This is a genomic window from Actinomadura sp. NBRC 104425, assembly GCF_030269545.1.
GTDB classification, from domain to species: Bacteria; Actinomycetota; Actinomycetes; order Streptosporangiales; family Streptosporangiaceae; genus Spirillospora; species Spirillospora keratinilytica.
On sequence record NZ_BSTN01000025.1, the window covers coordinates 1 to 22,162 of the forward strand.

The window sequence follows — 22,162 nt, forward strand, 5'->3', positions numbered from 1 at the left end:
AGACCCAGCCCGGCCTCCGCACACCGACCACCCGGACGACCAAGATCGCCCAAAAGATCACTTACGGAGGAGTCCCGCGGGCCGGCCACCGCACACGCGATGTCCCGCATCCCGTCCAGACTGGTCCTCCCAGACTACAACGACCCGAACCAGACTCCGAATCGTTTTCCCGCTGGGAAGAGGTTCCCCGGGGCCGTCCGCCGTGCTGTCCGGCGTCCCGCATCCCCTCGGGGCAGCAAGAAGATTAGGCAGTGCCGCGACCCCCGTCAAATCAAGTCGTCCGGCCTGCCGACCCCCGCCGCAAACCCCCTGGTCACCGCCCATTCACCGGGTCGGGCCGTCGGCGGCGTCCGGCGCGCGTCAGTGCCGTGTAAGCGTGGGCCGGCGCCGTGTCGGTGCCGTGTCAGCGGCCCGGTCGAGGGTGGTTCCGCCAACGGACGAACGACGATGACCGACCGGAAGGCGGGACATGGCACAGGACTCGTACGTGATACGCGCCGAGGGGCTGCGCAAGAGATTCGGGGAGACGCAGGCCCTGGACGGCGTCGATCTGGCGGCGCGCAGGGGCACCGTGCTCGGGGTGCTCGGCCCGAACGGGGCGGGCAAGACCACTGCGGTTCGGGTGCTGGCAACCCTGCTCAAGCCGGATGCGGGACGCGCCGAGGTGTGCGGTTTCGACGTGGTGAGGGACGCGGCGCAGGTGCGCGCGTCGATCGGGCTGACCGGCCAGTACGCCTCGCTGGACGAGGAGCTGACCGGGATGGAGAACCTGGTGATGATCAGCCGGCTGCTGGACTTCGGACGGGCCGAGGCGCGGGCCCGGGCGCGGGAGCTGCTCGCCGGGTTCCGGCTCGAGGAGGCCGCCGGACGGGCGGTCAAGACGTACTCGGGCGGCATGCGGCGCCGTCTGGACCTGGCGGCGAGCCTGGTCAACCGGCCCCAGGTGATCTACCTGGACGAGCCCACGACGGGGCTGGACCCGCGGGCCCGCAACGAGGTGTGGGACACCGTCCGCTCCCTGGTGAACGACGGCGCGACCGTGCTGCTCACCACGCAGTACCTGGAGGAGGCCGACGAGTTGGCGGACCGGATCGCGGTGTTCGACCACGGGCGGGTGATCGCCGAGGGCACGTCCGCCGAGCTGAAGACGCGCATCGGGCGGCAGACGCTGACGGTGCGGGCGGCGGCGCGGCACCGGGTGGGGCAGCTGGCCGCGATCGTCGGTGCGCTGGTCGGTGACGAGCCCACGGCCGACGAGACGACGGGGCTGGTCACCGCACCCGTCGCGGATCCGGATGTGCTGCCGGCCCTGGTCCGGCGGCTGGACGAGGCGCAGATCGCGGTGGCGGAGCTGGCGCTGCGGATGCCGAGCCTGGACGAGGTGTTCCTCACCCTGACCGGTCACGTCGCCGGCGACGACGTCGAGCGCATCACGGAAGGGAGCGTGGCATGACCGCGATGACGACGGTTTCCGGGGGCGTGCGCACGGAGCCGCCCCGGAGGATCAGCGCGCGCCGGACGCTGCGGCACTCGCTCACGCTGGCCTGGCGCAATGTGGCCCAGTTGCGACATTCGCCGGACAAGCTGCTGGACTCGACGCTGCTGCCGGTGGTGTTCCTGCTGCTGTTCCTGTACGTGTTCGGCGGTGCGGTGGCCGGTGACACGCACTCCTACCTGCAGCAGCTGCTGCCGGGGCTGGTGGCGCAGATGACGATGTTCGCCATGATGGGGCTGGGCATCGCGCTGAACGAGGACATCAAGAAGGGCGTGTTCGACCGGTTCCGCAGTCTGCCGATCTCCCGGTCCGCGCCGTTGACGGGGGCCGTGCTCGGGGAGACGGTGCGCTTTTGCATCATGATGGTGATGCTGGTGCTGACCGGGACGCTGCTGGGGTTCCGGTTCGGCAACGATCCGCTGTCGGTGCTCGCGGCGTTCGGACTGGCGTACGTGTTCTACCTGGCGGTGTGCTGGATCTCGGTGCTGGTGGGGCTGTTCGCCCCGTCGCCCGAGACCGTGCAGGGAATGGTGTTCATCTTCGTCATGCCGTTGACGTTCGGCAGCAGTGTGCTCATCGCCGACACCTCCACGATGCCGGGGTGGCTGCAGGCATGGGCAAAGGTGAACCCGGTGACGCATCTGGCGGACGCCCTGCGCGCGCTGATGCTGGGCGGCTCGGTCGGGAACTCGGTGTGGTACACGCTGGCGTGGGCGGCCGGGATCGTCGTGGTGACGTGCCCCCTGGCGATAGGCGTGTACTCGCGTCGCGTGTGACCGGCCGCCTCCCGGTCTGTGTCGTAGACAGCGGGGCCTCGCCGTGTGCGTGCGGCGAGGCCCGGTCTTTTCGCGGTCGGTTCAGGGGTCGGGGGTCAGGGTGAGGGCGGCTTCACGGGTGACGCGGCGGCCCTTGTCGTTTGCGGACGCGTACTCGGTCTCGCCGAGGGCGGCGGTGGCGGCGGCCTCGGTTCGGCGGACGTCGAAGCTCGCCTGGTCGTGGTAGCCGTGCAGGGTGCGCGCAGTGCCGAGCAGTTCGGCGGCGCGCCGGTGGTCGCCCCGGGCGGAGGCGAGGGCGGCCAGGCCTTCGACGAGGGTCGCGATCGACTGGTTGCTCAGCCAGACGGCGTCGCGTGCCACGTCCATGGCGCGTCCGTGCCAGTGCGCCGCGGCCGACAGGTCTCCCTCCTGGGCGGCCAGGCAGCCGAGTTTGCTGAGCGTCAGGGCTGCCACCTGGACGAAGTCCGCGCGGACCATGCGCGGTTCGACCAGTGCGTAGGCCGCGTCCAGCATCCTGCGGGCGGTGGCAGTGTCCCCGGTGCTTCTGCTCAGTTCGCACAGGGTCAGGTAGCCGCCCGCCGCGTCGGCGTGTTCGCCGATCCTCTCCAGGGTGCGGATGGCCCGCTCGATCTCTTCTCGGCCGCCTTGGACGTCCCCTATCTGCGCGCGGATGCGGCCCAGGTGCACGCGGAAGGAGGCGCCCTGGTCGGGGTTCACTCCCTGAATGGTGTAGCCGAGGGCCTCCTCAACGAGCCGCAGGGCGGTTTCGGCCTGCCCGCGGGCGAGGGCGACCTGGATCAGGCCGCCGAGTCCGATCTGCATGCCCAGGCGGTCGCCGAGGTCGCGGAAGCCGCGGTATCCGGCGGTGATGTCGGCGAAGGCGGCGTCGATCTCCCCGGAGTACAGGCCCAGTTCGCCGCGCACGACCAGTCCCATGGCGCGGGCCCAGGGTTGGGGGTGGCGTTCGATCTCGGCGAGGGCCTCGGCGGCGAGGTCGAACCGTCCCGCGACGAGGTGGGAGAGGGGTTCGGCCAGGCTGAGCAGGGGGTGGCGGGTGTTGGGCGGCACGAGCGGGAGGAGCCGCTCGACGATGTTGCGCATGGCCTCCTGTGTGAAGCCGGGCCCGTCCTTCATCTCGTTCGCCGTGACGGCGAGGAACATGCAGATGGCGTACTCTTCCCGCAGGTCGGGCGGGACGGCGTCGCCGACCATGTCGCAGATCGCAAGCGGCCAGCCGCCGACCTCCATCTCCATGTCGCGGATGAACCAGAACCAGGTCATCGCGGCCACCAGCCGCAGTCCGGTGCGCACGTCGCGGGTGTCGACGATGTGGCGCAGCGCGGCGGTGCAGTTGTCGTGCTCGGCGACGAGGCGGGCGATCCAGGTCAGCTGGTCGTGGCCGCGCAGTTCGGGTTCGGCGCGTTCGGCCAGTTCCATGAAGTAGGCGGCGTGCGCGTCGCGGACGCGGTCGGCCTCGCCGGACTCGGCGAGGCGTTCGGCGGCGTACACGCGGACGGTCTCCAGCAGCCGGTAGCGGACCTTTGCGGCGCCGTCCGCGATGACCAGCGACTTCTCCACGAGCGAAGCGATGGTGTCGAGCACGTCGTCGGCGTCGGGGCCGTCCGGGCCGCCCGCCGTGCACACGCGGACGGCGGCGTCGGGGGCGGCACCGCCGGCGAACACCGACAGGCGGCGCAGGACGGCGCGCTCGTCGCGGTCCAGCAGGTCCCAGCTCCAGTCGACGACGGCGCGCAGGGTGCGGTGGCGGGGCAGGGCGGCGCGGTTGCCGGCGGTCAGCAGCCGGAACCGGTCGCCGAGGCGGTCGGCGACCTGGGCGGAGGTCAGGGCGCGCATGCGGGCGGCGGCCAGTTCGATCGCCAGCGGGATGCCGTCGAGGGCGCGGCAGATCGCGACGACGGGTGCGGCGGTGGTGTCGTCGACGGTGAAGCCGGGACGGACGGCGGCGGCCCGGTCGGCGAGGAGGCGGACGGAGGCGTGCCGCATGGCCTCCTTCGCGTCGGCGTCGGGCGGCGGCAGCGGCAGGGACGGCACGGGGCACAGCGACTCGCCGGTGATGCCGAGCGGCTCGCGGCTGGTGGCGAGGATCCGCGTCCGGGGGGCGGCGGCCAGGACGCGGTCCGCCAGGGCGGCCACCGCGTCGACGAGGTGTTCGCAGTTGTCCAGGATCAGGATGGTGTCCCAGGTCGTCAGGGCGTCGGCGAGCCGGTCCAGGGGGCGTGCGGCGGACCGCGTCTCGGGGCTGGGCCGGACGGGGTCGGTCAGGCCGAGGGCGGCGAGCACGGCGGGTGCCACGTCGGCGGCGTCGCTCACCGAGGCCAGCGGGACGAACCAGACCCCGTCGGCCGCGGTGTCGACCAGCGGGGCCGCGGCCTCGCAGGCCAGGCGGGTCTTGCCCGCACCGCCGGGGCCGGTCAGCGTGACCAGTCGCGATTCGCGCAGCAGCTCGCCGACCCGCCGCGACTCCGCTTCGCGTCCGACGAAGCTGGTGAGCTGGGCGGGCAGGTTGGTGCGGCGCGGGTGCGGCGCCGCGGTCGTCTGCGCCGGGGAGCCGCCCGCGGGCCGGTCCGCGGTTTCGGAGCGTTCCGCGGTTTCGGGTTCGGCGAGGGCGGGATCGCGGCGCAGGATGGCCAGGTGCAGTTCCGCCAGTTCCGGTGACGGGTCGATGCCGAGCCGGTCGGCGAGGACCCGCCGCGTCTCCTCGTAAACGGTGAGGGCGTCGGCCTGCCGTCCCGCGGCGTACAGCGCGCGCATCAGCTGCCCGCGCAGGCGTTCGCGCAGCGGGTGCGCGACGGTGAGCGCCTGGAGTTCGGGGACGAGGGCGGCCGGGTCGCCGACGGCCAGGTCGGCCTCGATCCGGTCTTCGATCGCCGCCAGGCGCAGGCCCTCCAGGCGGGCGATGGGCGCGGCGGCGAAGTCGGCGTCGACGACGTCGGCGAGCGCCGGGCCGCGCCACAGCTCCAGGGCTTGTCGCAGTGCCGCGGCGCGTGCGGCCGGGTCGGTGTGGGCGCGTGCGGCGGCGACGCGGCGTTCGAACTCGACGGCGTCGACGTCGCCCGGGGCGACGGTCAGCCGGTAACCGGGCGGTCCGTGCTCGACGAGGTCGCGTCCGACGACGGCGCGCAGCCGGGACACCAGCGCCTGGAGCGCGCCCGCGCCTCCGTTGGGAGGGGCCCCGTCCCACAGGTCGTCCAGGAGCCGTTCGACCGGTACCCAGCGTCCGGGGTTCACGGCCAGGCGGACCAGCAGGGCGCGCAACCGGGGGCCGTTCAGCGTCACGGCCTGCCCCGTGGCGTCGTCCCGCACGTCGAGCGGGCCGAGAATGCCGATGCGCACGCGGTCCCCCTTCCGGTCGCCATTGTCCTCGGACGAACCGGTTTCTGAAATTGTGCTGTCATGCGCCGCGAACCGCGAACCGTGCCGGTGTTGCCTACGGTGCGCGGCGGGGGGCGTGTGACAGCACCCGGGGGACCGCGCGACGGTACGCGCCGTCGCGCTCGTGGTCACTCGTCTTCGATGCGCATGGCGCGTTCCTCGGCGCTGTAGCCGCCGCCGTCGTCGCCGACGTCGCGGGCCACGGCGTCCTTCTCGGTGTCGGTGTGGGCGCCCTCGTCCTCTTCCACGAGGCGCCCGGCGGGCCGGTAGGGCTCGTCGGGGAATTCGGTGACGTCGGGCTCCTCGCGGGCCAGCCGTATGTCGAGGGGTTCGCCCTCGTGCATCTCCTCTTCGGTCGTCCCGTACTCGTCCAGCGCCATGGGGCTGTCGCCGGGGAGGGGGGCCTCCTGCGGGTCCTGGGCGCGCTGCTGTCCGGGGGTGCCGTCCTGCAGGTCGGGGATGCCCTGGTCCTCGGGACCTGAGGTGTATCGCCGTTCCGGGTCTCCGCCCGGGTCGTTCTCGGTCATGACGTCCCCCTTTCGATTCCCCGAGCGTTACCCCAAGGGGCGTACATGATTCGTCTCGGTGCGCGGGTGAGGGACTGGCGGCGGCGCGCCTTGCAGGCGGCCCGCCGTGTTGCCCCGTGCTGGGCCCTTTTTCGCGTTTGACTTGGTCGTCGCGGGTACGGCGGGTCCATGGATCTCACTTTCCTCAAACCGCTGTACCGTCGGCCGGGACCGTATGCGTCCGTGTACGTGGATCTGACCCGTACCGCCGAGGACGCGCCCAAGGCCGCCGAGCTGCGGTGGCGGGCGCTGCGCGCGGACCTGGAGGAGCAGGGGGCGCCCCGCGGCACGCTGGGCGCCGTCGAGGAGGCCGTGCTGGCGGAACTGCGCGAGCGCCGTTCCGCCGGGCTGGTGCTGTTCGCGGCGGACGGCGAGGTGGTGCACTCCGACCGGCTGCCCGGTCCGCCGCCCGCCGTGCCGGCCCGGGTGTCGCCGCTGCCGCACGTCCTGCCCTATCTGGCGGCGCGCGGGGAGCCGCTGCCGTACGTGCGGGTGCTCGTGGACCGCCGCGGCGCGGAGATCTGCTGTGTGACCGCGGACGGCGGGCGCCGCGTGTTCGAGGTCGATGGCGACGAGGAGTATCCGATCCGCAAGACCAAGGCGAGCGACTGGAACCAGTCGCGGTTCCAGCGCGCGGCCGAGATGGTGTGGAAGGCCAACGCCAGGAAGGTGGGACGGGAGGTCGACCAGGCCGCCCGGCGGTGCGGCGCCGAGGCCGTGGTGGTCGCCGGGGACGTCCAGGCGCGCGGCGCGCTGCTGGAGGAGATCTCCGAGGGGCTGCGCGACCGCACCGTCGAGACCGACCGCGGTTCGCGCGCCGACGGCGCCGACGGGGCCGGGCTGGACGCCGAGATCGCCCGCATTCTGGAGATCAAGCGGGCCGAGCGGATCGGCGCGGTCGCCGAGCGGTTCGAACGGGAGCTGGCCAACGGTCAGCGCGCCGTGGCGGGCCTGCCCTCCACCGTGCGGGCGCTGCGCCTCGGCCAGGTGGAGAGCCTGCTGCTGGAGGACGACCCCGACTCCCCCTCCCGGCTGTGGGTGGGGCGCGAGCCCGGGGAGGTGGCGATGACCGCCGGGGAACTGTGCGACGCGGGCGTCGAGGAGCCCGTGCAGGAACGTGCCGACGCCGCGCTGATCCGCGCCGCCGCGTGCTCTGACGCCGAGCTGTTCATCGTGCCGCCGGACGACCCGTACGCGGGCCTCGGCGTGGGGGCGGTGCTGCGCTACACCATCGCCGCCTGACCGGCCGGGTTCTCGTAGACGGGTGGTCGCCTGGGCGTTCGGGCGGCGGGTGAACGCCCAGGCGACGTCTGGATCGGCGCCGCGGCGACCGGGGGCGCGCGCCCCCGGGTCGGCGCCTGCCTGGTCAGCCGCGGCCGGCGGGCTGCGGCTCGCGCCGGTCCGGCGCGTCGGCGGTCCCGTCGCCCAGCAGCAGCCGCAGCTTCTCGCCTTCGACGTCGACGTCCGGCAGGATGCGGTCCAGCCAGGAGGGCAGCCACCAGGCGGCGCGTCCGAGCAGCGCCATCACCGCCGGGACGATCATCATCCGGACCACGAAGGCGTCGAAGGCCACCCCGGCCGCCAGCGCGAAGCCCATCATCTTGATCATGGATTCCTCGGCCGTGATGAACCCGGCGAACACCGCGATCATGATGATCGCGGCGGCGGTGACGACCCGGGCGCCGTGCCGGAACCCGATGACCACCGCCTCCTTGGGTGCGGCGCCGTGCACGAACTCCTCGCGCATCCGGGTGACCAGGAACACCTGGTAGTCCATGGCCAGCCCGAACACCACCCCGATCAGGAAGATCGGCATGATGCTGATGATCGGGCCGGTCTGGTCGACGCCCAGCAGGTCGGCCAGCCAGCCCCACTGGAACACCGCCACCACGGCGCCGAACGTCGCCGCGACCGACAGCAGGAACCCCAGGGTGGCCTTCAGCGGCACCACGATCGACCGGAACACCAGCATCAGCAGGATGAACGCCAGCCCGACGACGACCGCCAGGTAGGGCAGCAGCGCGTCCGACAGCTTGGCCGACACGTCGATGGCCATGGCGGTCGATCCGGTGACCAGGGCGTCGGCGCCGCCGATGGACGGCAGGTCGCGGATGCGCGCGACGAGGTCCTCGGTCGCCTTGTCGCTCGGCCCGCTCTTGGGCACCACGGTCAGCACGGCGGTGTCACCGGCGGGGTTGGCGGTCGGGGGCGTCACCGCCGCCACGTCGCCGAGGCCCCTGATGCGGCCGGCGAACCGCTGCGCGGCGGCCTGGGCGTTGCGTCCGTCCACCACGACCATGAGCGGCCCGTTGAAGCCGGGTCCGAAACCCTTGCTGAGCAGGTCGTAGGCCTTGCGCTGGGTGGTGTGCGACGGCTTGATCTCGTCACCGGGCAGGCCGAGCCGCAGGTCCAGCGCCGGCGCGGCCACCACACCCATGCCGACGATGGCGAGCAGCAGCACCGGCAGGGGGCGCCGGACGATGAACCGGGCCCACCGCTCGCCCATCGGCGCCTTGGCGCCGTCGCCGCCGCGCAGGCCGGGGATGCGGCCGCCCAGCACGCGGTTCCCGGCGAAGCCGAGCAGCGCGGGCAGCAGGCTCAGCGCGATGAGCACGGCCACCGCGACGGCGAACCCGGCGGCGATCCCCATCTCGGTGAGGATCGGGATGTTCACCACGGCCAGCCCGACCAGCGCGATGATGACCGTCAGGCCGGCGAACACCACCGCCGAGCCCGCGGTGCCCACGGCGCGCCCGGCGGCCTCCTCGCCGTCGCGTCCCTCCCGCAGCTCGTGCCGGTAGCGGGACACGATGAACAGGGCGTAGTCGATCGCCACGGCCAGGCCCAGCATCAGGGCGAGCGTGGGCGTGGTGGAGCTCATGTCGACCAGGCCGGTCGCGGCGGTGATGCCCGCCATGGCGATGCCGACGCCGAGGATCGCGTTGAGCAGCGGCAGCCCGGCCGCGATCAGCGACCCGAACGTGATCACCAGCACCACGGCGGCGACGATCAGTCCGATGACCTCGGTGGCGCTCTGCTCGGGCATGCCCTCGGTGGCGGGGCCGCCCATCTCGACGGTCAGCCCGGCGGCGCGTCCCGGCTCGGCGGCCTTTATGAGCGCGTCGCGCGCCTCCTCGGTGACGTCGATGGCCGTCACCCGGTAGGTGACCTGGGCGTAGGCGATCTTGCCGTCCGGGGAGACGGCTTTGGCCTGGTACGGGTCGACGACGTTCGCCACCTGCGGGGCGGTCTTCAGCTTGGCGATCACCTGCTGGACGGCGGCCCGGTTCGCGCCGCCGGTCAGCGTGCCGCCCTCGGGGGCGGCGAACACCACGCGCGCGGTCGCCGCGTCCGCCGACACCTGCGGCATGCGCTTTTTCAGGATGTCGATCGTGCGCTGCGACTCGGTGCCGGGCATGGAGAAGTCGCTGGTGGTCGGTCCGCTCAGCGTGGCGGCGCCGACGCCGAACAGCACCAGCAGCCCCACCCAGAGCAGGGCGACGAGCCTTCGCCGCCGGTATGAGAACCGGGCGAGCCTATACAGGAACGTGGCCATGCGAATCCCAATCGATGACTAATCGGTCACGATCAGCTGCCGGAGGGCGTGTCCCCTGCGACGGCAGCGCACCACCTACGGGCGGGTGGCGGAATCGCCTGACGGAGGGCTGGGGCCCGTCAGACGCGAGCGGGGAGAGGGTGGGATTGCCGTCGGCGGGGGTACGGCGGCCGACCTGACGGCGGGGCCGGCGCCGCAGGGCTCAGGGGGTCGGAAGCCCGGCGCGCAGCCGGGCGAAGGCGTCCTCGAACAACTCGGTGATGTCCGTGTCGGTCCTTCCTTCCGTCCACAGGTCCAGCACGACGCGGATCGCCAGGCCGACGGTCCCCGCCATGAGACGGGGGTACGGGTCGCGCTTCGCGTCGGTTCCGGTGCGTTCGGCGATGGTTGCGCAGAGCTCCTCCTGCAGCTCCGCGAAGCCGCGCATGTGCCAGGCGAGCAGCGCGGGTTCGTCCTTGATGACGCGCAGCAGCGGGATGGTCTCCTCCAGGTGGCCGACGGACTGCAGCAGCTCCACGACGGCATGCCGCAGCGACTCCCAGACCGGCTCGTCGGCCGGCCGGGCCCGCACCGCGTCGATCAGCTCCCGCACCCCGTCCACCATCGGCCCAACGATCGCCTCCTCCTTGCCGGGGAAATAGTTGTGGAACGTCCGCGGCGAGACCCCCGCCTCGTCGGCGATCGCCTCGACCGTGACACCCTCCACGCCCCGCGCCAGCACCAGCCGCACCGCCGCCCGGATCAACGCCTCCCGGGTCGCGGCCTTCTTGCGCTCGCGCAGGCCCATTTCCACCGTCATGCCCCAACCGTACGACGAACTTGCACAACCTGCAAAACTTCACTGACTGCCAACTTGCGTGATCTGCATCACGCGAACCGCTCGGTTCCGCCCACTCACCCCGGACCGCCGCGTCTCCCCTGCTCAGGACCTCATTGCCCCCCGGCAGACAGATCTCACGCTCCGCCCGCGCACACTCCCGCACCGGCGCCCCCGGCAGACGCCGAACGCCCGCTGCCCTCGCCACCAGGCGAGCCGACCAGCTGAGTCGCGTCGTGGGTTCGCAGGGACAATGAGGCCATGTCACGACATGCGTTCGTGTTCGTCGGAGGGGCGGACGTCACCTTGGATGACCTGGTGGCGCTCGGCGAGCGGGTTCTGGAAGGGTCCTTCGTTCCGGACGGTGACGGGACGCTCCTGTTGGTGATGCGCGGTGGGGCCGTGGCGGTGAACCTGAGCCGGCACATCTTCACAGATGACCCCGAGGACGACGATGACTTCCCGTCCTACGAGGCGCATCCCTACTGGTTCGAGGTCCGCGACCTGGACAAGAACTACGGTCGTCAGATGGAGATCGCACGGGACATCTTTCACGCCGTCGTGGACGAGGGGCGGTGGCGGGCGTTCCTGAGCGACGATCTCCAGACGCTCGAAGCCGTCTACACACCGGCGGACGGGCTCATCGATTACGCCTGATGACGCGGTGCGCCGGAAGAACCGGCCCGGCGCCGGCCCCGACAGGCCGCGCCGCGACACCGACCGGATCCTTCGGCGCCGCGGCCAGAAGCTCGACTTCACCATCGACCGCGACGGCCAACCACCGCTTCCGGAGTGCGGGCAACTGCGACGCAGCGGGTTCGGGTTCGCGCTGCGGTTGGGCGCGGCGTCGTCTCGGTGTCAGTGCGGCCGGTCGTCGGAGGCGCCGACGGACTCCAGGGGGCGGGCGGCGACGCACAGCCACATCGAGTTGCCCGTGTTCGGTGGGCGCCCTGTCGGCTCGACCCGGCCGTGCCGTCCGCACACGTGCAGGCTCGGCGCGGCCGACCCAGCCCCCGGACACGCGAACGCCCCCGCCTCAACCGAGGCGAGGGCGTTCCGCTACGGGTGGAGCTATGGGGATTCGAACCCCAGACCTCCTCCATGCCATGGAGGCGCGCTACCAACTGCGCCATAGCCCCAGACGTCGGTCCGACCGACCAACGAAAAGCTTAGTGCACTCGGGACACCACTCGCGCCACATATATCCCCCCGCCGTCCCAGAGCAGCCCCCGTGCCCCACCGCAACGCCCCGCTGCCCAAACCCGGGCCGCCCGCTGCGCCCTGGACAAAGGCCGACCACCGCGACAGGCCGCGCGCGCCACATCGGACGCCGACGCGTTCCTACATCACGCCTGGCAGCTCTTCGCCAACGACGGGGGCAAAGGGCGAAGCCTCAACCACAAGGCGAGCGAAGCTCACCAGCCCCTCACCAACCCGCACGCAACTCACAAACAGCCATGAGGATGGGGGCAAGGGGCGAAGCCCCAAAAACGCACACCCGAACGGTGGGCCGCGGCGAGCGTTCTACGCGAGCCGCACTCGGGGGGCCGGGGGTCGCCCCCGGGAGAAACGACGAGGGAGAGGGGCCCGCGCTTTATGCGGGCCCCTCTCCCACTTCCGAGTGGAGCTATGGGGATTCGAACCCCAGACCTCCTCCATGCCATGGAGGCGCGCTACCAACTGCGCCATAGCCCCGCCACTGCGTGGACTTGCATCCCGCAGCGCTCCGCCAGTGTATAGGAACAGAGGCGGTGGACTCGAATCGATTCAGGTGCCGTTGTCGGTGCGGTCGTCGCTGAGGACGGGTTCGGGGAGGGTTCCGGCGTTGTGCTCGGCCAGGCGCCAGCCGCCGTTGCGCCGTTCGGCGAGGACGGACCAGCAGCAGTTGGACAGGCCGCCGATGCCGTCCCATACCTCTTCCGGAAGGCCGAGCATCTGGCATATGCCGAGGCGGATGGCGGCGCCGTGGGAGGCGACGACGAGCAGCCCGTCGGGGGGCAGGTCGTCCACGGCGCGGTCGAGGGCGGCGCTGACGCGCTTGCCGACCTGGGCGGCGGTCTCGCCGCCGGGGGGCTGCCAGGCGGCGCGTTCGGCCGGGTAGCGTTCTCTGATCTCTTGGCCGGTGAGGCCCTCCCAGGCGCCGCCGTGGCGTTCGACCAGATCGGGGTCGTGCCGGACGGGCAGGCCGGTGAGGGCGGCCAGGGCCTCGGCGGTGCGGGCGGCGCGTTGCAGGGGCGAGGCCAGGATGGCGGTGGGGCGCAGCGCCGCCAGCAGCCTGGCCGCGCGTTCGGCCTGCCGGACGCCGGTCTCGTCGAGGGGGATGTCGGTGCGGCCCTGGAAGCGGTTCTCGACGTTCCAGCGGGTCTGGCCGTGGCGCCAGAGGACGAGGGTGCGTTTGCCGGGGGTCCTGCGGGGTTCAGTCACGCGGGCTCCCCACGGCGCGGGGGCGCTGGGCGGCGTGGGCGTTGATGCTCTCGGGCAGTTCGATGAGGGGGCAGTCCTTCCACAGCCGTTCCAGGCTGTAGTAGACGCGGTCCTCCTCGTGCTGGATGTGCACGATGACGTCGATGTAGTCGAGCAGCACCCAGCGGCCCTCGCGTTCGCCCTCGCGGCGGACGGGCTTGGCGTCGGCGTCCTCGCGCAGGCGCTTTTCGATCTCGTCGACGATGGCGCGGACCTGCCGGTCGTTGGGCGCCGAGCACAGCACGAAGGCGTCGGTGATGACCAGCTGCTCGCTGACGTCGTAGGCAAGGATGTCGTCGGCCAGCTTGTCGCTCGCCGCCTCAGCGGCGACCCGGACCAGCTGCACGGCCCTGTCGGATGCGGTCACGATGCGCTCGCGATCCTCCCTGTCGGGGACGGTTCCCGGGTACAGCCTCTCACGGACGGTGGGAACGGGCCCCAGTCGTTGTCGTGTCCCGGTGCGGCCAGGTCCTCCGGCACCGGGCGGTCCCTTTCCAGGGTATGGCCCGGGCCGCGTCGCGGGGAAACCAATATCGGGTGATGTCCGGGCAGGTCAGGGCGGTGGCGGCCGGGTCAGGCGGCCTGGTCGTGGTACAGGGCGCGCTTGTTGATGTACTGGACGATCCCGTCCGGCACCAGGTACCAGATCGGCTCGCCGGCGCGGACCCGGTCCCGGCATTCGGTGGAGGAGATCGCCAGGGCGGGCACCTCCATGAGGCTGACCCGGCCGTTGGGCAGCCCCGGGTCGGCCAGCTTGTGCCCGGGGCGGGTGCAGCCGATGAAGTGCGCCAGCTCGAACAGTTCCTCGGCGTTGTGCCAGGTGAGCATCTTGCTGAGGGCGTCGGCTCCGGTGATGAAGAACAGTTCGGTGTCGGGGCCGTGCAGGCGGCGCATGTCCCGCAGGGTGTCGACGGTGTAGGTGGGGCCGGGGCGGTCGATGTCGATCCGGCTGACCGAGAAGCGGGGGTTGGACGCGGTGGCGATCACGGCCATGAGGTAGCGGTCCTCGGCGGGGGTGATGAGGCGCCCCTCCTTGTGCGCGGAGCGGCCGGTGGGTACGAACACCACCTCGTCGAGCGAGAACACGTGGGCGACCTCGCTGGCGGCCACCAGGTGGCCGTGGTGGATGGGGTCGAACGTGCCGCCCATGATCCCCAGTCGCCGCTTTTGCGTCATGGCGACGAGAATAGCCAGCGATGGGGATGATCGAATCCCCCGGGGGTCGGTCAGGTGGCCGTCAGTGGCCGGTCGAGGCCCGGGATGGGGGGTTCGCCGGAGTCCCATGTGACGACCCGTACCGCCTTGCCGATCTCCACGCGCGGGACGGCGCCCGCGGGCAGGGCGCGCACCTCGGCGGTCAGGCCGATCTCGGCGCGCAGCAGCCGGGCCAGCTCGGCGGACGCCGCCTCGCCCGCGTGCGGCTCGCACGCCACGATCAGCCGGGTGCCGGGTTCGCGGCGGTCGACGACGAGCTGGTAGTGCGGGCCGACCAGGCCGGACGCCAGCAGCACCCGTTCCACCTCGCTGGGGTAGACGTTGACACCGCGGATCACCAGCATGTCGTCGACGCGGCCGGTGACCTTGCTCATCCGCACCAGCGTCCGGCCGCAGCCGCACGGGCCGCCGGTGAGGGAGGCGATGTCGCCGGTGCGGTAGCGCAGCAGCGGAAGCGCCTGCTTGGTGGGGGTGGTGAACACCAGTTCGCCGGGCTGCCCCTCGGCGCACGGTTCGCCGGTCTGCGGGTCGATCGTCTCGACGATGAAGTGGTCCTCGTTGACGTGCAGGCCGTTCTGCTCCAGGCATTCGGCGGCCACGCCGGGCCCGATGACCTCCGACAGCCCGTAGATGTCCAGGGCCTTGACCGGTAGGACGGCCTCGATGGCGGTGCGCATCTCCTCCGACCACGGCTCGGCGCCGAACACCCCGGCGCGCAGCGAGGACAGGTCCGCGCCGACCTCGGCGGCCGCCTCGCCGAGCCGCAGCGCGTAGGCGGGCGTGCAGGTCAGGATGTCGGGACGCAGGTCGGCGATCATGCGGATCTGCCGCTCGGTCATCCCGCCCGACATGGGCACCACGGCGGCGCCGAGCGCGACCGCGCCCTGGTGGATGCCGATGCCTCCGGTGAACAGGCCGTATCCGTAGGCGTTGTGGACCAGGCTGCCGGGTCCGGCGCCCGCGCACGCCAGCGCCCGGGCGCACATCGCCGCCCACAGGTCCAGGTCGGCGCGCGTGTAGGAGACGAGGGTGGGCCGTCCGCGGGTGCCGCTGGACCCGTGCACGGCCGCGATCTGGTCGCGGGGCACGGTCACCATGCCGAACGGGTAGGCGTCCCACAGATCCTGTTTGGTGGTGCGGGGCAGCCGCGGCAGGTCGGCGAGGGCGACGTCGGCGCCGCGTTCGACCCCGGCCTCGCGGAGCCGCCGGCCCTGCACGCCGTCGGCCGCCAGGAGCCGATCGATCAGGCCCTGCAGGCGGTGTTGCTGCAGCGCGGCCCGCTCGTCCGGGGACATGGCTTCGGCCTTCGGATCGAACATCGCGCCTCCTCGCGCCGCGCCGCCTGTGATCCGCATTCCAACCGCAGCCCGTCCGGCGCGCAACCCCCGAAGCGTGATCGCGTTCTGCCCGGCCGGGTCCGGACGCGGCTCCGGGCGGGCGGACGCCGGACACGCCGGAAAGGTTCGCGGCCACTGCCGGACGCGGCCGACCGGCGGTCTGCGAGGGAACCTCGGGGCGGCGGCGTTCGTCGGACGTACCATGCCGGATATGACGACGAAGACACCGGACCGAGCGCGCACACGCTTTCCGGGGATCAGTTCTCGTGCCTACGAACACCCGGCGGACCGTTCGGCGCTGGTGGCGCTGCGCTCGCTGACCGGGTTCGACGTCGTTCTGCGGCGGCTGTCGGGGCTGATCAATGAGCGGGCGCTCCGCCTGGAGTTCCTCGGCGGGGCGGTGCGGGCGGGCGACAACCAGTTCCGCCACCTGCACGACATGGCGCGCGACGCCGCCTACATCCTGGACCTGCCGGAGGTTCCCGAGGTCTACGTCAAGCAGTCGCCGGAGCCCAACGCCACGGCGATCGGGTCCGACCACCCGTTCATCGTGGTCAACACCGGGCTGCTGGACCTGCACGACGACGAGGAGCTGCGGTTCGTCATCGGGCACGAGGTCGGGCACATCCTGTCCGGCCACGCGGTCTACCAGACCATGATGGTCATCCTGACCCGGCTGGGCGCGCGGCTGGCGTGGCTGCCGCTGGGCAACATCGGCATCGCGGCGATCGTCATGGGCCTGCAGGAGTGGTTCCGCAAGGCCGAGCTGTCGGCCGACCGGGCGGGGCTGCTGGCCGGGCAGGACCTCGACGCGGTCAAGCGCACGATGATGAAGATGGCCGGCGGCACCCGCCTGGCGGAGATGAACACCGAGGCGTTCCTGGCGCAGGCCCGCGAGTACGACGCCGCCGGCGACATCCGCGACGGGTTCCTGAAGTTTTTGAACCTGCTGAACCTCACCCACCCCTACCCGGTCATCCGGTTCGCCGAGATCGACCGGTGGGCGGCGAGCGGCGAGTACGAGCGGATCCTGGGCGGCGACTACCCGCGCCGCGAGGACGACGGCAGCGCCTCGATCTCCGAGGAGATCCGCAACGCGGCCAACGCCTACCGCGAGTCGTGGTCGCAGAGCGCCGACCCGTTCATCGGCAAGGTCCGCGACATCGCCGAAGGCGCCGCGTCCGCGGCCGGCGGCCTGTTCGAGCGCGTCACCCGCCGGGCCGGCGGCGGTTCCTGACCGACCCGCGCCACCGCGGCCCGCGGCGACGCGCCAGGAGCGGCGGCGTGCTGCTCGACGCGCCGAAGAAGAACCGCTTCGTCCGGGACGCGCCGCTCGCGGGCGTCCCGGACGCCGCGGCGGTCACGCACGCACTGATCGATTCCGGGCGGCGGCCGCTGGACGCGGTGGGCGCGCCGCTGCCGGGGGCACGTACGCGGGGCTGACGTGGCGGCGGAGGCCGGCCCGCGGGGTTCGGGCCGGCCGGCATGACCGGGGTGGGCGCGCAGCGTCGGCGGGACGCCGCGCGCCGGACGGGGCGCCGAGCGGCGGCCTCAGGAGGCGGGCGGGGTCTGCCCCTTCAGGTGGCCCTCGCCGACCACCACGTACTTGGTGGAGGTCAGCTCCGGCAGCCCCATGGGGCCGCGGGCGTGCAGCTTCTGGGTCGAGATGCCGATCTCGGCGCCGAAGCCGAACTCCTCCCCGTCGGTGAAGCGGGTGGAGGCGTTGACCATGACCGCGGCCGAGTCGACCGTCGCCACGAACCGGCGGGCCTGCTGCTGGGAGCCGGTGACGATCGCCTCGGTGTGCCCGGAGCCGTACTTGCGGATGTGCGCGACCGCCTCGTCCAGGGAGTCGACGACGCGGACGGCGAGGTCCAGCGACAGGTACTCGGCGTACCAGTCGTCCTCGGTGGCCGGGACGACGTCGTCGTGGCCGTGGCGGGCCGCGCAGTCGCGGACCCGCTCGTCGCCGTGCACGGTCACGCCCTTGGCGCGCAGCGCGTCCAGCACCCGCGGCAGGAACGCCTCGGCGATGCCCGCGTGCACCAGCAGCGTCTCGGCGGCGTTGCACACCGACGGCCGCTGCGTCTTGGCGTTGACGGCGATCTCCACGGCCATGTCGAGGTCGGCCCAGGCGTCCACGTACACCGCGCAGTTGCCGACCCCCGTCTCGATCACCGGGACGGTCGACTCCTCCACCACCGAGTTGATCAGGGACGCGCCGCCGCGCGGGATCAGCACGTCCACCAGACCGCGCGCCCGCATCAGGTGCCGGACCGACTCGCGGCTGGTGCCGGGCACGAGCTGGACCGCCTCCGGCGGCACCGCCGTGCCGGCCAGCGCGTCCTGCATCACCCGCACCAGCACCGTGTTGGACTCGACCGCCGACGACGAGCCGCGCAGCATCACCGCGTTGCCGCTCTTGAGGCACAGCGCGGCGGCGTCCACGGTGACGTTGGGGCGGCCCTCGTAGATGATGCCGACCACGCCCAGCGGCACCCGGATCTGCCGCAGCTCCAGCCCGTTGGGCAGGACGTTCCCGCGCACGGTCGCGCCGACCGGGTCGGGCAGCGCGGCGACCTTGCGGACCGCCTCGGCGATCGCGGCGATCCGCTCGGCCGACAGGCTCAGCCGGTCGATCATGTACTCGGAGGTGCCCGCCTCCCGGGCCCGCGCCACGTCGCCGGCGTTGGCCTTGACGATTTCGGGCGCGGCGGCGGTCAGCCCGTCGGCGATCGCGTGCAGGGCCGCGTCCTTGGCCGCGCGCGGCAGCGGCGCCAGCGTCGCCGTGGCGTCCTTGGCCAGCCGCGCCACGCGCAGGAACTCCTCGCGCTCCCGGTCCTGCTCACCCATCACCGGCTCCTCACTGTCCAGGTTCGTCACACGTCCAGGATCACGAGATCGTCGCGGTGGATGATCTCGCGTTGGTATTCGGGGCCCAGCTCGCGGGCCAGCCACCGGGTGGAGCGGCCCATGAGGTCGGGGATCTCCCCCGCGTCGTAGTTCACCAGCCCGCGCGCCACCACGCGGCCGTCCACGCCGCACAGGTCCACCGGGTCGCCCGCGGCGAAGTCGCCCTGCACGCCGGTCACCCCGGCGGGCAGCAGCGACTTGCGGCGCTTGACGACGGCCTCGACCGCGCCCGCGTCGAGGATGATGCGGCCCTGCCCGGTGGTGGCGTGCGCCAGCCACAGGTGCCGGGTGGACATGCGGCTCTCCCGGGACGGGTGGAAGAACGTCCCGACGGGCTCTCCGGCCAGGGCGTGCGCGGCGGACGCGGCGTTGGTCAGCACCACCGGCACGCCCGCGATCCGCGCCGCCTCGATCTTGGTGATCATGCCGCCGGTGCCGACCTTGCGCGCCTGGTTCGGCCCGCCGAGGCGGATGCCCTCCAGGTCGGCGGGTTCGCGGACCTGCTCGACGCGGCGGGCGCCGGGGCGGCGCGGGTCGCCGGTGTAGAGGGCGTCCACGTCCGACAGCAGCAGCAGGGCGTCCGCGCGGGTCAGGTGCGCGACCAGCGCGGCCAGCCGGTCGTTGTCGCCGAACCGGATCTCGTCGGTGGCCACCGTGTCGTTCTCGTTGACGATCGGCACGATGCCCAGGGCGAGCAGCTGGTCCAGGGTGCGCTGGGCGTTGCGGTGCTGGGCCCGGCGGATCATGTCGGTGGGGGTCAGCAGCACCTGCCCGACCGTCAGCCCGTACCGGGCGAACGAGGAGGTGTAGCGGGCGATCAGCAGGCCCTGGCCGACGCTGGCCGCGGCCTGCTGCAGCGCCAGGTCGGACGGGCGGCGCGCCAGGCCGAGCGGGCCGAGGCCGGCGGCGATCGCGCCGGACGAGACGAACACGATCTCCCCGCCCGCGGCGCGCCGGGCGGCCAGCACGTCGACCAGCGCGTCCACCCGGTCGGCGTCGATGGTGCCGAGCGGGGTGGTCAGCGAGGACGACCCCGCCTTCACCACGATCCGCCGGGCCCCGGCGAACGCCTCACGCGCCCGCGCGAGCTGGTCGCCGGCCGTCATCACGGCGCTGCGCTCGCTGCTCATGCTCTCCCTTGCCGATGGGGTCTCGTCGTCCAGGTCTGCGGTTCAGGTCTGCGGTTCAGGTCTGCGGTTCAGCCGTGCGGTTCAGCGGCCGTCGAGGCGGCTGTCGGTGCCGCGCGGGCCGTGCCCGGGGCCGCCGCCGGCGGGCACGTCCGGCTCCCAGTCGAAGACGACCGAGTCCTCCGGGGTGCCGATCAGCACGGTGGCGCCCGCGGCCGCGCCCGCCTCGGCCAGCGCCTCCTCCACGCCCAGCCGGGCCAGCCGGTCGGCCAGGTAGCCCACCGCCTCGTCGTTGGTGAAGTCGGTCTGGCGCAGCCAGCGCACCGGCTTCTCCCCGGTGATCAGGTAGGTGTTGCCGCCCATGTCCTTGATCTCGAAGTCGGCGCCGCCGACCGGGCGCGGCCGGATCACCAGGCGGGTCGGTTCGGCCGGGGGCAGCGCCGCCCGGTACGCCTTCACCATCTCCGCCAGCGCGAACGTCAGCTCGCGCAGCCCCTCGCGGCTGGCCGCCGACACCTCGAACACCTTCAGGCCGCGCTTTTCGAACTCGGGCCGCACCAGTTCGGCCAGGTCGCGGGCGTCCGGCACGTCCACCTTGTTCAGCACGACCAGGCGGGGCCGGTCCGCCAGCGGGGTGTCGCCCAGCTCCCGGTCGTAGGCGGCCAGCTCCCGTTCGATCACCTCGAAGTCGCTGACCGGGTCGCGGCCCGGCTCGGGCGTCGCGCAGTCCAGCACGTGCGCCAGGGTGGAGCAGCGCTCGATGTGCCGCAGGAACGCATGGCCCAGGCCGCGGCCCTCGCTGGCGCCCTCGATCAGCCCGGGCACGTCCGCGACGGTGAACGTGGTGTCGCCCGCCTCGACCACGCCCAGGTTCGGCACCAGCGTGGTGAACGGATAGTCGGCGATCTTGGGGCGGGCCGCGGACATCGCGGCGATCAGCGACGACTTGCCCGCGCTGGGGAATCCGACCAGCGCCACGTCCGCGACGCTCTTGAGCTCGAGCACCACCTCGCGCTCCTCGCCGGGCTCGCCGAGCAGCGCGAATCCGGGCGCCTTGCGCTTGGCCGAGGCCAGCGCGGCGTTGCCGAGGCCGCCGTGCCCGCCCCGCGCGACGACGAAGCGGGTGCCCTCCCCCACCAGGTCGGCCAGCACGTTGCCGTCGCGGTCCTTGACGACCGTGCCGTCCGGCACGCTCAGCTCCACGTCGTCGCCGTTGGCGCCGGTGCGGTGCCCGCCCTGCCCGGGCCGCCCGTTGGGCGCCTTGCGGTAGGGGCGGCGGTGGTACTCCAGCAGGCTGGCGGTGCCGCTGTCCACGCGCAGTATCACGTTGCCGCCGCGGCCGCCGTTGCCGCCGTCGGGGCCGCCGAGCGGCTTGAACTTCTCCCGGTGGATCGAGGCGCAGCCGTGGCCGCCGTGCCCCGCGACGACATGCAGCACCACACGGTCGACGAACTGCGCGCCCTGCTGGGGGGCTGCGGCCATGGTGTCTCTCCTACGGCTGGGACGGCTGCGGCTGGACGGGTGCCCGGGGACGGCGTGCCCGGTGCGGAAGATCCCCGGTAACGAAAGGAAGGGGCGGACCGCGTTCGGTCCGCCCCTTTCACCAACGTCGCTGTGCGGCGGACTACTCCGCCGACGGGACGACGCTCACCGCTTTGCGGCCGCGGTAGCGCCGGAACTGCACGGTGCCCGCGACGAGCGCGAACAGCGTGTCGTCACCGCCGCGCCCGACGCCGGGCCCGGGGTGGAAGTGGGTGCCGCGCTGGCGGACCAGGATCTCGCCGGCGTTCACCACCTGGCCGCCGAAGCGCTTGACACCCAGGCGCTTGGAGGTCGAGTCGCGACCGTTGCGGCTGGACGACGCGCCCTTCTTGTGTGCCATGTGACCGCTCCTTACTTCCCGGCCTTGATACCGGTGATCTTGACCTGGGTGTACGGCTGGCGGTGCCCCATCCGCCGCTTGTACCCGGTCTTGCTCCGGTAGTGCATGATGTTGATCTTGGGGCCCTTGACCGCGCCGAGAATCTCGGCGGTCACCTCGTAGTTGGCCAGATCGGCCTTGGAGCTGACGACGTTGTCGCCGTCGACCACCAGCACGGCCGGGAACGTGACCGTCGAGCCGACCTCGCCGGCCAGCTTGTCGACGGTGAGCACGTCGCCCGTGGCCACCTTCTCCTGCCTGCCGCCTGCGCGGACAATCGCGTACACCGCGGAAACCCTTCGTTAGCGCGCGCTTCCGGAATGAACCGGTCCCACACGTGGTCTTCCACCAGCCCTCGGATGAGGGCCTACCCCCGGCCGGAACCGGAGGCGGCACACCGGGGCATGGACCCGGTGCTCTGTGCTTGGACCCCGCCGGACGAGCGGGGGACGCACGTCCCGACCCCTCGGGTTCGGGGTGCGAAGCCGAACGACGCGCTCGCACGCGCCGAAGTCCAAGGGTACCGGATGCCCGGACCGGAGCGCGAACCACGCCGGTCCGGTCCGGGCATCCGGCCCGTCCC

At 72.6% G+C, this 22,162-nt stretch carries 19 protein-coding genes and 2 tRNA genes; 6 read left to right on the top strand and 15 right to left on the bottom strand.

What is annotated here, in order from left to right; all coding sequences use genetic code 11:
* Window positions 1-469: 469 nt before the first annotated feature.
* Together QSK22_RS26950 and QSK22_RS26955 are read left to right on the top strand one after the other, a co-directional pair.
* Window positions 470-1,453, top strand: a complete 984-nt coding sequence (locus QSK22_RS26950; protein WP_285497200.1) for an ATP-binding cassette domain-containing protein — start codon at window positions 470-472, stop codon at window positions 1,451-1,453.
* Window positions 1,450-2,271 carry an ABC transporter permease gene (locus tag QSK22_RS26955; RefSeq protein WP_285497201.1) on the top strand — a complete coding sequence of 274 codons (822 nt, stop codon included), beginning with the start codon at window positions 1,450-1,452 and terminating at the stop codon, window positions 2,269-2,271. The genes QSK22_RS26950 and QSK22_RS26955 overlap by 4 nt, the downstream gene beginning before the upstream one ends.
* Window positions 2,272-2,352: 81 nt before the next feature.
* Here the strand turns inward: QSK22_RS26955 and QSK22_RS26960 are convergent, their stop codons facing one another.
* Together QSK22_RS26960 and QSK22_RS26965 are read right to left on the bottom strand one after the other, a co-directional pair.
* Entirely contained in the window at window positions 2,353-5,625 is a 3,273-nt protein-coding gene (locus QSK22_RS26960) for an AfsR/SARP family transcriptional regulator (protein ID WP_285497202.1), read from the bottom strand.
* A gap of 167 nt (window positions 5,626-5,792) precedes the next feature.
* Entirely contained in the window at window positions 5,793-6,191 is a 399-nt protein-coding gene (locus tag QSK22_RS26965) for a DUF5709 domain-containing protein (RefSeq protein ID WP_285497203.1), read from the bottom strand.
* Between the two features lie 222 nt (window positions 6,192-6,413).
* On the opposite strand from QSK22_RS26965, the gene QSK22_RS26970 reads away from it, so the two are divergent.
* The gene (locus tag QSK22_RS26970; protein ID WP_285497204.1) at window positions 6,414-7,472 is read left to right on the top strand and encodes a baeRF2 domain-containing protein; all 1,059 of its coding nucleotides are present in this window, start codon (window positions 6,414-6,416) and stop codon (window positions 7,470-7,472) included.
* A 124-nt stretch (window positions 7,473-7,596) separates the two neighbouring features.
* Here the strand turns inward: QSK22_RS26970 and QSK22_RS26975 are convergent, their stop codons facing one another.
* Window positions 7,597-9,786 carry an MMPL family transporter gene (locus QSK22_RS26975; protein ID WP_285497205.1) on the bottom strand — a complete coding sequence of 730 codons (2,190 nt, stop codon included), beginning with the start codon at window positions 9,784-9,786 and terminating at the stop codon, window positions 7,597-7,599.
* 202 nt (window positions 9,787-9,988) lie between these two features.
* Entirely contained in the window at window positions 9,989-10,585 is a 597-nt protein-coding gene (locus QSK22_RS26980) for an acyl-CoA-like ligand-binding transcription factor (protein ID WP_285497206.1), read from the bottom strand.
* A gap of 279 nt (window positions 10,586-10,864) precedes the next feature.
* Here QSK22_RS26980 and QSK22_RS26985 point away from each other — a divergent pair, with 279 nt between their 5' ends.
* Complete coding sequence (locus QSK22_RS26985) at window positions 10,865-11,260, top strand: hypothetical protein (RefSeq protein ID WP_285497207.1); 396 nt, start codon at window positions 10,865-10,867, stop codon at window positions 11,258-11,260.
* Window positions 11,261-11,669: 409 nt separating this feature from the next.
* On the opposite strand, the gene QSK22_RS26990 is transcribed toward QSK22_RS26985, so the two are convergent.
* From QSK22_RS26990 to QSK22_RS27015, 6 genes are all read right to left on the bottom strand, one after another.
* Window positions 11,670-11,742: transfer RNA gene (locus tag QSK22_RS26990), tRNA-Ala, on the bottom strand.
* A 483-nt stretch (window positions 11,743-12,225) separates the two neighbouring features.
* A tRNA-Ala gene (locus QSK22_RS26995) sits at window positions 12,226-12,298 on the bottom strand.
* Window positions 12,299-12,370: 72 nt separating this feature from the next.
* Window positions 12,371-13,027, bottom strand: a complete 657-nt coding sequence (locus tag QSK22_RS27000; protein WP_285497208.1) for a histidine phosphatase family protein — start codon at window positions 13,025-13,027, stop codon at window positions 12,371-12,373.
* Window positions 13,020-13,433, bottom strand: coding sequence for a ribosome silencing factor (gene rsfS, locus QSK22_RS27005; protein WP_285497209.1), 414 nt, complete (start codon window positions 13,431-13,433; stop codon window positions 13,020-13,022). Before rsfS ends, QSK22_RS27000 begins: the two co-directional genes overlap by 8 nt.
* 206 nt (window positions 13,434-13,639) lie before the next feature.
* A complete protein-coding gene (gene nadD, locus QSK22_RS27010) occupies window positions 13,640-14,242 on the bottom strand; it encodes a nicotinate-nucleotide adenylyltransferase (RefSeq protein WP_285497210.1) in 603 nt (200 codons plus the stop codon).
* Window positions 14,243-14,292: 50 nt separating this feature from the next.
* Window positions 14,293-15,600 (bottom strand): phenylacetate--CoA ligase family protein, encoded by a 1,308-nt coding sequence (locus QSK22_RS27015; protein ID WP_285497211.1) that lies wholly within the window; start codon window positions 15,598-15,600, stop codon window positions 14,293-14,295.
* Between the two features lie 229 nt (window positions 15,601-15,829).
* Between QSK22_RS27015 and QSK22_RS27020 the strand changes: the two genes are divergently transcribed.
* A complete protein-coding gene (locus QSK22_RS27020; protein WP_285497212.1) occupies window positions 15,830-16,855 on the top strand; it encodes a M48 family metallopeptidase in 1,026 nt (341 codons plus the stop codon).
* A 47-nt stretch (window positions 16,856-16,902) separates the two neighbouring features.
* Window positions 16,903-17,061: a hypothetical protein gene (locus tag QSK22_RS27025; RefSeq protein ID WP_285497213.1), complete on the top strand. Its 159-nt coding sequence runs from the start codon at window positions 16,903-16,905 to the stop codon at window positions 17,059-17,061.
* A 108-nt stretch (window positions 17,062-17,169) separates the two neighbouring features.
* On the opposite strand, the gene QSK22_RS27030 is transcribed toward QSK22_RS27025, so the two are convergent.
* The 5 genes from QSK22_RS27030 to rplU form a co-directional block, all read right to left on the bottom strand.
* Window positions 17,170-18,471 carry a glutamate-5-semialdehyde dehydrogenase gene (locus QSK22_RS27030; RefSeq protein ID WP_285497214.1) on the bottom strand — a complete coding sequence of 434 codons (1,302 nt, stop codon included), beginning with the start codon at window positions 18,469-18,471 and terminating at the stop codon, window positions 17,170-17,172.
* Window positions 18,472-18,497: 26 nt separating this feature from the next.
* Complete coding sequence (gene proB, locus QSK22_RS27035) at window positions 18,498-19,637, bottom strand: glutamate 5-kinase (RefSeq protein WP_285497267.1); 1,140 nt, start codon at window positions 19,635-19,637, stop codon at window positions 18,498-18,500.
* Between the two features lie 105 nt (window positions 19,638-19,742).
* Window positions 19,743-21,140: a GTPase ObgE gene (gene obgE / locus QSK22_RS27040; RefSeq protein WP_285497215.1), complete on the bottom strand. Its 1,398-nt coding sequence runs from the start codon at window positions 21,138-21,140 to the stop codon at window positions 19,743-19,745.
* A gap of 142 nt (window positions 21,141-21,282) precedes the next feature.
* Window positions 21,283-21,540 carry a 50S ribosomal protein L27 gene (rpmA, locus tag QSK22_RS27045; RefSeq protein WP_285497216.1) on the bottom strand — a complete coding sequence of 86 codons (258 nt, stop codon included), beginning with the start codon at window positions 21,538-21,540 and terminating at the stop codon, window positions 21,283-21,285.
* Between the two features lie 11 nt (window positions 21,541-21,551).
* Window positions 21,552-21,866, bottom strand: coding sequence for a 50S ribosomal protein L21 (gene rplU, locus QSK22_RS27050; RefSeq protein WP_285497217.1), 315 nt, complete (start codon window positions 21,864-21,866; stop codon window positions 21,552-21,554).
* Window positions 21,867-22,162: the final 296 nt, after the last annotated feature.

Coding starts and splice junctions, on each gene's coding strand:
- QSK22_RS27020 (WP_285497212.1), top strand. CDS start 15,830: ATGACGACGAAGACACCGGACCGAGCGCGCACACGCTTTCCGGGGATC.
- QSK22_RS26965 (WP_285497203.1), bottom strand. CDS start 6,191: ATGACCGAGAACGACCCGGGCGGAGACCCGGAACGGCGATACACCTCA.
- nadD (WP_285497210.1), bottom strand. CDS start 14,242: ATGACGCAAAAGCGGCGACTGGGGATCATGGGCGGCACGTTCGACCCC.
- QSK22_RS26950 (WP_285497200.1), top strand. CDS start 470: ATGGCACAGGACTCGTACGTGATACGCGCCGAGGGGCTGCGCAAGAGA.
- QSK22_RS27030 (WP_285497214.1), bottom strand. CDS start 18,471: ATGGGTGAGCAGGACCGGGAGCGCGAGGAGTTCCTGCGCGTGGCGCGG.
- obgE (WP_285497215.1), bottom strand. CDS start 21,140: ATGGCCGCAGCCCCCCAGCAGGGCGCGCAGTTCGTCGACCGTGTGGTG.
- QSK22_RS26985 (WP_285497207.1), top strand. CDS start 10,865: ATGTCACGACATGCGTTCGTGTTCGTCGGAGGGGCGGACGTCACCTTG.
- QSK22_RS26980 (WP_285497206.1), bottom strand. CDS start 10,585: ATGACGGTGGAAATGGGCCTGCGCGAGCGCAAGAAGGCCGCGACCCGG.
- proB (WP_285497267.1), bottom strand. CDS start 19,637: ATGACGGCCGGCGACCAGCTCGCGCGGGCGCGTGAGGCGTTCGCCGGG.
- QSK22_RS26955 (WP_285497201.1), top strand. CDS start 1,450: ATGACCGCGATGACGACGGTTTCCGGGGGCGTGCGCACGGAGCCGCCC.
- QSK22_RS26975 (WP_285497205.1), bottom strand. CDS start 9,786: ATGGCCACGTTCCTGTATAGGCTCGCCCGGTTCTCATACCGGCGGCGA.
- QSK22_RS27015 (WP_285497211.1), bottom strand. CDS start 15,600: ATGTTCGATCCGAAGGCCGAAGCCATGTCCCCGGACGAGCGGGCCGCG.
- rpmA (WP_285497216.1), bottom strand. CDS start 21,540: ATGGCACACAAGAAGGGCGCGTCGTCCAGCCGCAACGGTCGCGACTCG.